We start from the raw sequence: 12,013 nt of genomic DNA, 5'->3' as shown, positions 1-12,013 counted from the left end.
AAGGTTGCCGAAGGTGAGGCTGATGCTGCCATATCTAATAGCTTCTATGGGCTTATGCATGCAAAGGAATATGGTCTTGAAGATACAGCGGTTATTTTCTATCCCTCCAATCTCTTTTTTGCAGCACCCAAAGCTACTAACCAAAAAATATTGAACGCTATTGATGTTCATCTCATAAATCTGAAAAAAGACACACAGTCGATATACTACCAGTCCCTTAAACAATGGATTTCTGAAGAGGTGCGGTTAAAATTGCCGGATTGGGTTAAAGTCATTGGTCTTGTTGCGGCCATTGTTCTGCTCATAAGTCTGGCGGGAAGCATAGTTTTGAAATATCAAGTGAATGCCCGTACCCGGGAATTGCGTGCAAATGAACAAAAATATCGCGAACTGGTGATGCTGGCTAACAGTATCATCCTGCGCTGGTCGTGCGATGGGCATATTTCTTTTTTAAATGATTTCGGCCTGAAATTTTTCGGCTATAAGGAAACGGAGATTCTTGGCCGGCATGTGATAGGAACCATAGTACCGGAAAATGAGAGTACGGGCAGAGATTTACGCCCGCTGATGGAAGAGATTCTATCTGATCCGCAAAAATTTGAGCGTAATATCAATGAGAACATGCGCCGCAATGGCGAACGGGTATGGATTGACTGGACAAACAAAGTGGTGTTCGATGAGCAGGGACAGATAAAAGAGGTTTTGAGCATTGGCTCCGACATAACCGACCAAAAGCAAGCTGAGGAACAAATTCACAGGCTCAATGATGAATTGCGACTGCACGCTGAGGTCCTCGAGCAAAGTGTGGCCGATCGCACCGCAGAGTTGCTTATTGCCAAGGAACGGGCGGAATCCTCCGATAGGATCAAATCCGCCTTTCTGGCTACCATGTCCCATGAATTGCGTACGCCGCTTAATTCCATCATCGGATTTACCGGTATTATGCTCCAGGAACTGGCAGGGCCTATCAACGAAGAGCAGTATAAGCAATTGAAAATGGTGCAAAGCAGTTCCCGCCATCTTCTGTCTTTGATCAACGATGTGCTTGACATTTCTAAAATCGAGGCAGGTCAATTGGAGCTTTCCGTTGCATCCTTTGAATTGAAGCCGACCATTGAAAAAATGGTCAAATTGGTTTTGCCTATGGCCGAAAAGAAGGGGCTTGATCTAAGGGTTGACATTGCAGATGATATCAAAACCGCAACAACGGATCAGCGTCGTCTGGAACAGATAATACTTAATCTGCTAAACAATGCAGTAAAATTTACAGAAAAAGGATATGTCAGTATTTCATGCCGCATTGAAAATGATAAATATCTTCTGTCTGTTTCAGATACCGGCATCGGCATGCGGCCTGAAGAACTCTCCGGCCTTTTTCAACCTTTCCACCAGATCGATACCGGGCTTACACGCAAACACGAGGGTACAGGTCTGGGGCTTTCCATATGCAAGAAACTGCTGGATATGATGGGTGGAACTATAGATGTCCGGAGCCAATGGGGCAAGGGCAGCATTTTCACCATACGATTTCCGGAACAGGCTGGAGGTTTACCATGAGCAATACTTTGTTGATTATTGAAGACAATCAGCAGAATTTTTACATGATGCGTTTTCTGCTTGAAAAAAACGGTTTTACGGTAATTGGTGCTGAAAACGGCCGGAAGGGTATTGACAAGGCTCTGCAACACAAGCCCAAAGCAATATTGCTGGATATTCAGCTTCCTGAAATGGACGGATATGCTGTCGCCACTGAACTCAAGAAACACAAAGAACTGGAGAACGTGCCCATTATTGCGGTTACTTCTTATGCCATGGTTGGGGATCGGGAACAGATCCTGGCGGCCGGTGCCGCAGGTTACATCGAAAAACCGATTGATCCTGAGACTTTTGCAGAAGAAATCAGGAGATATTTGTGATTGGCGATTTGTGATTGGCGATTTGTGATTGTTGATTTGTGATTGTTGATTTGTGATTGGCGATATGTGATTGTTGATATGTGATTGGCGATTTGTGATTGTTGCTTGTGAAATCCATAAATCGAAAAGCATCAATCTATAAGGAGGGTTGTTTGGATTCCGAAGAGTTGAAAAAGAGAACAAAAGAGTTTGCTCATCGTTGTGTGAAGCTTGCTGTTGCCTTGCCAAAAACGACGCTCGGAAGACATTTAGAGCGTCAGTTGACGCGGTGTTCCACTTCCGTTGCGGCAAACTACCGGGCGACACTACACTCACAGTCTAAGGCAGCATTCATTGCCAAGATAAGCATCGTGATAGAAGAGTCAGATGAATCCGAATTCTGGCTCGAGTTTATAATGGATGAAAAATTGATGACAAAGGAAAAGGTTTTGCCTCTTTTCAAAGAGGGACATGAATTGACATCAATATTTGTTGCAACTAGAAAGACCTCACAGAATCGAAAGCAACACGATTTGTGATTTAGGATTTGCGATTGGGAAACAGCTTTTAAATCAACAATCGCAAATCAAAAATACCAAAGGAAGGAGGAAAATAATGAAAATTCTCATCGTAGATGACATGGAAGAAAACCTTTACCTCCTGGAAGTACTGCTCAAGGGTAACGGCCATGATGTCGAGGCGGCGGCAAATGGTGCAGAGGCGCTTGAAAAGCTCAATGCCGGGGAGATCGAGCTGATCATCAGCGATATTCTCATGCCTGTAATGGACGGATTTCAGTTATGCCGAATAGTCAAAACAGATGAGAATTTGTGTCATATTCCGTTCATCATTTATACTGCCACATACACCGGCCCGCAGGATCAGGAATTTGCCATCAGGATCGGTGCGGACAGGTTCATTTTAAAGCCATGTGAGCCGGATGTATTTATGGAGGCTATTCGTGATGTAATGATGACCGCCAGGAGTTGTAGTATTGCTTTAGCGCCGGTTCCGGTGGATGAAGATGAAATGTTCAAGCTTTACAGTGAACGTTTAGTAAGAAAGCTTGAACAGAAGATGATGGAATTGGAAAGAGAAGTCCAGGTGCGGCGAGAGGCCGAAAAAGCCCTTCGCGAAAGCGAAGCAAGATTGATTGAAGCACAGAGATTGGCAAGGATGGGTGATTTTACCTGGGACGTGGAAACCGGAAAACTCACCTGGTCCGATGCGCTGTTTGATCTGCTTGGCTACGATAAATCCGATGCTTTCGATTATGTCAAAGTCAACGAGAAAATCCATCATCCGGATGATCTGGCACATGTGACTAAATGGCTTAATAACTGTATTGCATCCGGTCAGGACAAACTGCTTCCACATGAGTACCGGATCATTCGCAAAGACGGTGAGATTTTATTTGTCCGTACTGTAGGCAATATCAGGCAAAGGCCGGGGAAAAAACCCGAAATTTTTGCAACGGTTCAGGACATTACGGAGCGGAAGCAAGCTGAAGAAGATCGAAAGAGTTTGGAACAGCAGCTCCTGCAATCTCAGAAGCTTGAGGCTGTCGGCCTTCTGTCAGGAGGAATTGCCCATGACTTCAACAATCTTCTCACAACGATTATAGGAAATTCGGATCTGGTCCTTATTGGCATTCCGGAGGATGATCCGTTGCGTGAAAATATTGAGCAGATCAGAGCTGCCGGGGAACGATCCGCCACATTGACCCGTCAACTCTTAGCTTTCAGCCGGAAGCAGGTTCTTCAACCCGCGGTAATCAATCTTAATGCAATAGCTTTGGATATGAAAAAAATGCTTTGCCGGATGATTGGAGAAGATATTGAACTGAAAACATTACTTACCCCTGATTTAGGGCATGTAGAGGCCGATAAGGGTCAGATCGAGCAGGTTATAATGAATCTTGTGGTAAATGCCAGGGATGCCATGCCTAAGGGTGGAAAGATTACCATAGAGACGGAAAATATATATATAGACGAAGAATATGCAAACGCTCATGTGGCAGTAAAACCAGGCTCTTATGTATTGTTAAGTATAAGCGATACGGGAGTAGGTATCCCAAAAGAAAATCAAGCCCATATTTTTGAGCCGTTTTTTACAACAAAGGGAAAAGGGAAGGGAACCGGGCTGGGTCTTTCCACCGTTTACGGTATAATAAAGCAAAGCAGCGGAAATATATGGGTTTACAGCGAGCCTGAAAAAGGAACCACATTCAAGATTTATCTGCCCCGGGTCGGGAAACCGTCATCTAAAACAGAGCGGAAGGCTAAAACAACAGATTCCCTGACCGGTTCGGAAACTATTCTTGTTGTGGAGGATGATGAGTTGGTACTTAATTTTATAGTAAAAGTTCTCCATGGCTATGGTTATAAAATTCTGGCAGCCGCAAACGGAGAAGAAGCTGTTAAAGTTTCCGGAGATTATAAGGGCCCCATTCACCTCATATTAACGGATGTTATCATGCCGGGAATAAGCAGCCTGAACATGGAGCAAAAATTAAAAGCCTGTAGGCCGGAAGTGTTGGTCATTTATATGTCAGGCTACATGGATAATAGTATTGTACATCATGGGGTTCTTGATCCTGGAAAAACATTTATAGCTAAACCCTTTTCACCCGAGTCTTTGGGACGTAAAGTGAGAGAAGTGCTTCAGGGAGAAATCGCAAATAACAAATAACAAATAAATAACAAATTTCAAAATACAAAATACAAAAAAATCACAAATGACAAATCGCAAATAACAAACAAGGGGAAAACACAAATAACAAATGACAGATAATAAACCTGTATATGATCTTTAAGCAGAAAGGAAGCAAAAGAAAGCGCTTACTGGCTCAGGTTAATTCATGAATCCAATCAGATAAAGAATGCAAATGAAGCCCTAAATTTGATGCAGGAAGCAAACGAACTGAAAAAGATTCTTTCATCAATACTTGAGAAAAGCAAATAGTTAAGATCATTGATTGTCAGCCCCCCTTGTTATTTGAGCTTTCATTGTAACTTGGTTATTGATTTTTAGGATTTGGAGTTTGGATTTTCATTGTAACTTGATGCTTGTTATTTGGGATTTAATATTTAGCTTCAAACGTTTCCCTTCATCTTAAGTTTTACCTGAAATTGATAAAAAGTGCTGCACGGCAATGGTATTTGCTTGATTATAACACAAATTGAAATTTTGAATTTTTGGGATGGAGTCTTTTATGACGACAACAAAACCAACCTATCAAGAATCAGAACAAAATATTGCTGAGCTTGACCTATGTTCTATCATCAATGTTGAAGAACTCCGAACGATCATGGAAGATTTTTATAATCTGACTCATATGGCGACAGCCGTACTTGATCTGAAAGGGAATGTAATCGAAGCTACTGGATGGCAGGATATATGTACCAAATTTCATAGAATATATCCCAAAACAGCTTGCAATTGCACCGAAAGCGATCTTTTTTTAGCTAAAAATCTAAAACCCGGAGAATATATCAATTATAAATGCAAAAACGGTTTATGGGATGTTGTTACACCTTTGTATGTTGGGGAGAATCATTTAGGAAATATATATACCGGGCAATTTTTTTATGATGATGAAGAAATCGATGAAGAGTTTTTTATCAAACAGGCAGAAACATGCGGATTTGACAAAGATCTCTATTTGGATGCATTACGACGTGTGCCAAGGATTAACCGGAAAACCGTTAATTATCTTATGCAGTTTTTAGTTAAGTTTACTAAATATATTTCCAGAATTGGTTCCGTTAACATACAACTTGAAAAGGAAATTTGTGAACGCAAGCGGACGGAAAAGGCGCATTGGGACAGCGAATCCTTTATCAAGTCGGTCATGGACAACCTGCCGATAGGAATAGCTGTGCATTCAGTTGAACTTCCTGCCGTAAAGTTTGAATATATGAACGACAACTTTTTCAAGTTACACCGAACAACAAGAGAAGCACTTGCCGACCCTGACGCTTTTTGGATTGCCGCTTATGAGGACCATGAGTTCAGGGAAGAAATCAAAAAGAGGGTAATGGATGATTACGCCAGTGGTGACCCGGCGCAGTTACATTGGGAAGATGTGCCGATTACCCGTAAAGGTGAAGAGACCTCTTTTATTTCTGCGCAAAATGTGCCGGTTCCAAATAAGTCATTGATGATATCGACCGTTTGGGATGTTACAGATAGGAAGCATGTTGAGCTTAGCTTAAAGGAAAGCGAATCAAGATTTCGGGAATTGTTTGAAAACCTTTATGATGGTGTTGCTGTTTATGCGGTTGAAAATGATGGGAAGGATTTTCGGTTTGTTGATATTAATCTATCCGGCCAGGTACTTTCCAAGGTTAAAAAGGAAAATGCCATCGGCAAATCAATAACCAGTTTGTTTCCGGGTATCAGGGAATTGGGCCTTTTTGAAGTTTTACAGCGTGTGTACCGGACAGGAAAAACAGAGCGGCTGCCGATGGCTCATTATATGGATGGCAGGATTTCCCAATGGGTAGACAATACGGTTTTCAAACTGCCCTCAGGAGAGATTGTAGCCGTTTACAGAGATGAGTCTGACAGATATATTGCTGAAGAAGCGCTGAAAGAACGCGAAAGACTTTTAACCGAAGTCGGCAAAATTGCAAAAATCGGTGGTTGGGAAATGGATCTTACTACCAGCATGTCCAAATGGACACAGGGTACCTACGATATTGTTGAAATTGATTATGATCAGCCCATTCCCGGCCCGGATGAACACATTGAGTATTATCTTCCCGAATACCGGTCTCTGGTTTCTGATGCAATGCAGGCGCTGATTGAAGATGATCGGCCATTGGATTTTGAAGCGCAGTTGCAAACTGCAAAGGGCAATATTAAATGGTGCCGTGCAATCGGGCGGGCAATAAGAGAGAAAGGTTGCTGTATTAAAGTGTATGGCACTTTCCAGGATATTACCGACCGCAAAAAAACAGAGGAGGAGATTCATAAACTAAACAGGGATCTGGAATTGCGTGTTCGGCAGCGTACTGCCCAGCTTGAAGATGTTAACAAGGAGCTTGAAGATTTTGTATATTCCATATCCCATGATTTGCGGGCGCCCCTGCGTTCCATCGGCGGTTTTGCCGAAATCATTGACCGCAGGCATAAAGCGTCTTTAAATGAAGAAGGCCAGCACTATTTCGGTAATATTGTGAAGGCAAGCAGGCAAATGGATGGGTTGATTGATGATCTGCTTCAATTTTCCCGTTTGGGACGTAAGGCTATAAAATCCGAAAGTGTTTTGCTTGACAAAGCTTTTAAAGCAGCAATTGAGACACTTGCAGATCAAATAAATAAAACAGACACTCGTATCCTTCTTCCTGAAAAGATGCCGGCTGTTCAGGGTGATTTTAAACTAATAACCCATGTTTTTATCAACCTTCTGGAAAATGCCATAAAATACCATAAACCGGATGAAACACCGATTATTGATGTTGGGCTGGAAGTTAGCGATCAATACATTGTGCTATCAATTGCCGACAACGGAATAGGTATTGCACCGGAGTATCATGAAAAAATATTTAATATATTCCAGAGACTTCATAGCCAGGCAGATTATCCGGGAACGGGTATTGGTTTGGCTGCTGTTAAAAAAGCGCTTCAGATTATGGATGGACGGGTCTGGGTTGAATCGGAGCCGGACAAAGGAAGCGTTTTTAAGATAAAACTTTTAAAGCCAATAAGCACATAAATAACTGGCAACTACTCAGGTTCACAGTTCAAGGGTTCACGGTTCAAGGTTAGAGAACGGTTAGAATTGAACATTTTGAAGACCTCAAGGCAATCAACCGTGAACTGTGAACCGTGAACCAAACAACCTGAGTAGTTACAATAACCGAATGAATTAGGAGAAGACCGCAATGATAAAACCTGCTTCAATACTTCTGGTGGAAGATAACCCGATGGATGTTGAACTGATCGTTGATGCGTTTAAAGAGGCCAGATTGGGGAATAAAATTCAGGTGGTCAGGAACGGAAAAGAAGCGCTTGAATTTATGTTTGGCGAAGGAAAATATTCTGACCGCAATCAATATCCATTGCCGGATATCATTTTGCTGGATCTAAAGATGCCGGGAATTGACGGCCATGAAGTACTAAAGACGATTAAAGAAACCGAAAAACTAAAACGCCTGCCTGTAATTATTCTTACTTCTTCAAGGGACGAAGGAGACAGAGCCATGAGCTATGACAATGGTGCAAACAGCTATCTTGTAAAACCGGTTTCTTTTGGAGAGTTTTTGGAAGTAGTCAAAAAAGTTTCCGATTACTGGCTAACGCTAAATGTGGAGCCGCCGATGGAGTAATGGGGAATAGAAAATTGAATAATGAATATTGAATAATGAATAATGAATAATGAATAATGAATAATGAATAATGAAAATTGAATAATGAATAATGAATATTGAAAATTGAATATTGAATATTGAATAATGAATATTGAAAGTTGAATAATGAATATTGAAAATTGAGGCAAAATGAAAGACGAGGATTTGAAAAACAGAACAAAGGAGTTTGCCCATAGATGTGTTAAATTGGCTTTGGCATTGCCGAAGGGCCGACTGGAGAACCATATTGCCGGCCAGTTAATCCGTTGCTCTACATCTGTAGCTGCCCCAACTACAGAGCATCCTGCTTAGCGCAATCCAAGGCAAGTTTTATAGCAAAGATCAGCATAGTTCTGGAAGAATCGGACGAGGCTTCATTTTGGCTGGAATTTATTGTCGATGAAAGACTGGAGAAATCTGATCGTGTTGAACAACTTCTGAATGAGTCAAAGGAACTGACAGCAATTTTTTATGCCAGTCGCAAAACAGCCAGAAGAAATTGAATAATGAACAAGGAGAAATGAATAATGAAAAATTGAATATTGAAGATTGAATAATGAAGATTGGAAATTGAAAAATGAAAGACGAGGAATGGAGCGAAGCGACACCGCAAATTTTCAATATACAATTTTCAATATTGAATATTAAACGGAGCGACACCACAAATTTTCAATATACAATTTAAAACGGAGCGATACTACAATTATTCAATTTTCAATATACAATATTCAATACTAAACGGAGTTACCATCATGAACAACAAAATCAGAATACTTTACATCGATGATTACGAACTTGATCGTGAATTGGTCAAAGATGTTCTGGAAAAGGAGCATGGCGGATTTGAAGTCACGGAAGCTTCCGATAAGCATGAATTTGAGGCGCTGTTAAAAAATCGTGAGTTTGATCTTGTTTTAAGCGATTTTAACATTGCCGGGTTTGAGGGGCTTGAGGTTTTAGAGACTGTCCAGGCACATGATTCAGGCATTCCGGTCATTATCGTTACCGGAACAGGCTCCGAAGAAATTGCAGTTAAGGCGCTTAAACAGGGTGCATCCGATTATGTAATCAAGCGCCCCAAGCATATCCGGAAATTGCCGCAAACCATTTTTGCCGCAATCGAAAAACAGACTCTGGAAGAACAGCGCAGGAAAGCCGAATTCTTTCTAAAGGAAAGCGAGAAGAAATACCGATCCTTATTCGAGAACATGATGAACGGATATGCTTATTGCAGGATGATATTTGAGCAAAGCAGGCCGCAGGATTATATTTATCTTGATGTTAACAGGGCTTTTGAAACATTGACAGGTCTAAAAAAGGCTTTGGGAAAAAGGGTATCTGAAGTTATTCCGGGCTTACGTGAGGCCGATCCTGAGTTGTTTGAACGTTTAGGCCGTGTTGCACTGACCGGCATACCTGAGGCCTTTGAAATATATATACGAACATTATCAAAGTGGTTTTTTATCTCAGTTTATAGCCCGAAAAAAGAGCACTTTGTGGTTATATTTGATGTTATTGATGAACGTAAGCAGGCGGAAGATGCCCTGCGGGAGAGCGAAGACAAATTTAAGCATATATTTGAACATTCAGTTATTGGGCAATCAATAACGTTTCCTTCCGGTGAAATGCAGGCAAACAAGGCTTTCAATATGTTGCTTGGTTATTTACAGGATGAATTAAAAAACTTGAGATGGCAAGATATTACCCATCCTGATGATGTTGAATTTTCCAAAAAAGTTGTTGATTTACTTCTTTCCGGTAAAAAGGATTCCGAACGATTATCAAAAAGATATTTTCACAAGAATGGTTCCGTTATCTGGGCTGATGTAAGCACAACATTACGAAGGGACAGGGAAGGAAAACCTCTTTATCTAATGTCCACGATAAGTGACATTACCAAACAAAAAATTGTGGAGGAGGCGCTGCACGTTGAACAAGAACGCTTTTCCAAAGCATTTCGTGCCAGCCCCAATCCCATGACGATCAGTAGGATGGCAGACGGCACAATTATTGAGGTTAACGAAATCTGGATAGAAACTTTTGGCCACAGCCGGGCCGAATCGGTTGGTAAAACTTCGGTTTCACTTGGTATCTGGGGAGATCCGGCAAATCGCAAAAAAGCAATGCAAAAACTACAGGAAACAGGCTCACTACGTAATTACGAAATAGATTTGTGGCGTAAGTCAGGCGAAGCCCGGCATGTTCTTTTGTCGATTGAATGTTTTGAAATAGAGAGCGAACAATATCTGATAGCCATTGTGCAGGATATTACAGAACGGAAGAAAATAGAAGAGGAACTTTTAAAATCCCGAAAACTTGAATCCATTGGAATTCTTGCAGGAGGCATTGCACACGATTTCAATAATATCCTGACCTCGATTATCGGCAATATTGCCTTGGCCAGAATGCAGACAAAGCGTGATGATGAAAGATTTGAGCTGTTAAGTGAAGCTGAGGCAGCTTCTGCAAAGGCTCAGGCACTGACCAAACAACTACTGACTTTTGCCAGGGGGGGTGCCCCTTTAAAAGAGATTGCTTCGATAAAAGAAATTGTAGAAGAATCCTCACTCTTTGTATTGAGAGGCTCACAATCAAGTTGCGAGTTTTTTATGGCAGAAGACCTCTGGGTGGTTGAAGTTGATGTTGGGCAGATCAGTCAGGTCATCAATAATATTGTGATTAATGCAAATCAGGCCATGCCGGAGGGCGGGATTATCAGAGTTGCGGCGGAGAATGTAATAATAAACGAAACGCATGGCTTGCCGCTCAATCCGGGCAGGTATGTCAGGTTATCCATCAAAGACCAGGGAGTAGGTATCGCCGAAAAGTATTATTCAAATATATTTGATCCATATTTTACCACAAAACAGGAGGGAAGCGGCCTTGGGTTAACCACGACCTATTCCATCATCAAAAAGCATGATGGCTATATTACCGTACAATCCCGGTTGGGAGTTGGCACAACATTTAACATCTATCTGCCGGCCTCTGAAAAATCTGTGCCCGAAAAAGAGGAAGCCAGGCTAATAACCGGTCATGGCAGGATTCTGGTAATGGATGATGATGAGTCATTAAGAAAAACAGTTGGGAAAATTCTGCAAAAATTGGGTTACGAACCGGAATTCGCAAAAGATGGTACTGAAGCTATTGAGATGTATAAAAAAGCCAAAGAATCCAAAAAGCCTTATGATGCCGTTATCCTGGATTTGACAATTCCAGGCCAAATGGGCGGACAAGAGGCGATTAAGAAATTGCTGGAGATAGATCCTGAAGTTAAAGCTATTGTCTCCAGCGGTTATTCCGAAGATACAGTTTTGTCGAATTTTAAGGAATACGGTTTTAAGGGTATAATGCCTAAACCTTTTGAAGCCCAATCATTGAGCAAGGTATTGTTTGAAGTACTTTGTGGGGGAAATGACAAATCACAAGTCATAAATAACAAATAACAAAATACAAATCACAAACAAATTGTAATGACCAAAATAGGGAGCCATTTCCAAAACGCCCCATTTTGGCCGATCTTAAGCGTTGGACTCAAATTTCGCACGAAGTTACAAGTAGTGAAGCATCAGCACTAACCTTTAGCGTTATCCTCGAAATACTAAATGTATTTTTGAGGTAGAAATTTTCTCCGGCCTTGAGCTTGACCAAACTGAAACGTTTTGAAAGTGGTTCGGAAGTCAAATGCTTCTTGCAAATTCCCCCTTAGCAAAGGGGGATAAAGGGGGTTGTGCTAAGTTAATTAATATATAAAGACTATGT

General features: G+C 41.4%; 8 protein-coding genes and 1 pseudogene. All 9 read left to right on the top strand.

Going from position 1 to position 12,013, the window contains the following annotated elements:
* Positions 1 to 54 precede the first annotated feature (54 nt).
* The 9 genes and pseudogenes from KKC46_20355 to KKC46_20315 all read left to right on the top strand — a co-directional run bounded on the left by KKC46_20355 (position 55) and on the right by KKC46_20315 (position 11,697).
* On the top strand, positions 55 to 1,557 hold the full coding sequence (locus tag KKC46_20355) for a PAS domain S-box protein (protein ID MBU1056152.1): 1,503 nt from the start codon (positions 55 to 57) through the stop codon (positions 1,555 to 1,557).
* Positions 1,554 to 1,916 (top strand): response regulator, encoded by a 363-nt coding sequence (locus KKC46_20350; GenBank protein MBU1056151.1) that lies wholly within the window; start codon positions 1,554 to 1,556, stop codon positions 1,914 to 1,916. The genes KKC46_20355 and KKC46_20350 overlap by 4 nt, the downstream gene beginning before the upstream one ends.
* 152 nt (positions 1,917 to 2,068) lie before the next feature.
* Positions 2,069 to 2,434 carry a four helix bundle protein gene (locus KKC46_20345; GenBank protein MBU1056150.1) on the top strand — a complete coding sequence of 122 codons (366 nt, stop codon included), beginning with the start codon at positions 2,069 to 2,071 and terminating at the stop codon, positions 2,432 to 2,434.
* A gap of 76 nt (positions 2,435 to 2,510) precedes the next feature.
* Positions 2,511 to 4,586: a response regulator gene (locus KKC46_20340; protein MBU1056149.1), complete on the top strand. Its 2,076-nt coding sequence runs from the start codon at positions 2,511 to 2,513 to the stop codon at positions 4,584 to 4,586.
* A gap of 165 nt (positions 4,587 to 4,751) precedes the next feature.
* Complete coding sequence (locus KKC46_20335; GenBank protein ID MBU1056148.1) at positions 4,752 to 4,859, top strand: hypothetical protein; 108 nt, start codon at positions 4,752 to 4,754, stop codon at positions 4,857 to 4,859.
* Between the two features lie 250 nt (positions 4,860 to 5,109).
* Positions 5,110 to 7,617, top strand: coding sequence for a PocR ligand-binding domain-containing protein (locus KKC46_20330; GenBank protein MBU1056147.1), 2,508 nt, complete (start codon positions 5,110 to 5,112; stop codon positions 7,615 to 7,617).
* Between the two features lie 169 nt (positions 7,618 to 7,786).
* The gene (locus tag KKC46_20325; protein ID MBU1056146.1) at positions 7,787 to 8,230 is read left to right on the top strand and encodes a response regulator; all 444 of its coding nucleotides are present in this window, start codon (positions 7,787 to 7,789) and stop codon (positions 8,228 to 8,230) included.
* A 171-nt stretch (positions 8,231 to 8,401) separates the two neighbouring features.
* Positions 8,402 to 8,754: pseudogene (locus tag KKC46_20320) on the top strand (four helix bundle protein).
* 249 nt (positions 8,755 to 9,003) lie between these two features.
* A complete protein-coding gene (locus tag KKC46_20315; GenBank protein ID MBU1056145.1) occupies positions 9,004 to 11,697 on the top strand; it encodes a PAS domain S-box protein in 2,694 nt (897 codons plus the stop codon).
* Positions 11,698 to 12,013 lie beyond the last annotated feature (316 nt).

Source organism: Pseudomonadota bacterium, from assembly GCA_018817425.1.
In the GTDB taxonomy this organism is placed as follows: Bacteria; Desulfobacterota; Desulfobacteria; order Desulfobacterales; family RPRI01; genus RPRI01.
The sequence above is the reverse complement of the archived record's forward strand: the minus strand, read 5'-3'. Positions and strand labels throughout refer to the sequence as shown.

Bases quoted from the DNA above. Each gene is read 5' to 3' on its own strand.
- KKC46_20340 (MBU1056149.1), top strand. From the start codon at position 2,511: ATGAAAATTCTCATCGTAGATGACATGGAAGAAAACCTTTACCTCCTG.
- KKC46_20315 (MBU1056145.1), top strand. From the start codon at position 9,004: ATGAACAACAAAATCAGAATACTTTACATCGATGATTACGAACTTGAT.
- KKC46_20330 (MBU1056147.1), top strand. From the start codon at position 5,110: ATGACGACAACAAAACCAACCTATCAAGAATCAGAACAAAATATTGCT.
- KKC46_20355 (MBU1056152.1), top strand. From the start codon at position 55: ATGCATGCAAAGGAATATGGTCTTGAAGATACAGCGGTTATTTTCTAT.
- KKC46_20325 (MBU1056146.1), top strand. From the start codon at position 7,787: ATGATAAAACCTGCTTCAATACTTCTGGTGGAAGATAACCCGATGGAT.
- KKC46_20350 (MBU1056151.1), top strand. From the start codon at position 1,554: ATGAGCAATACTTTGTTGATTATTGAAGACAATCAGCAGAATTTTTAC.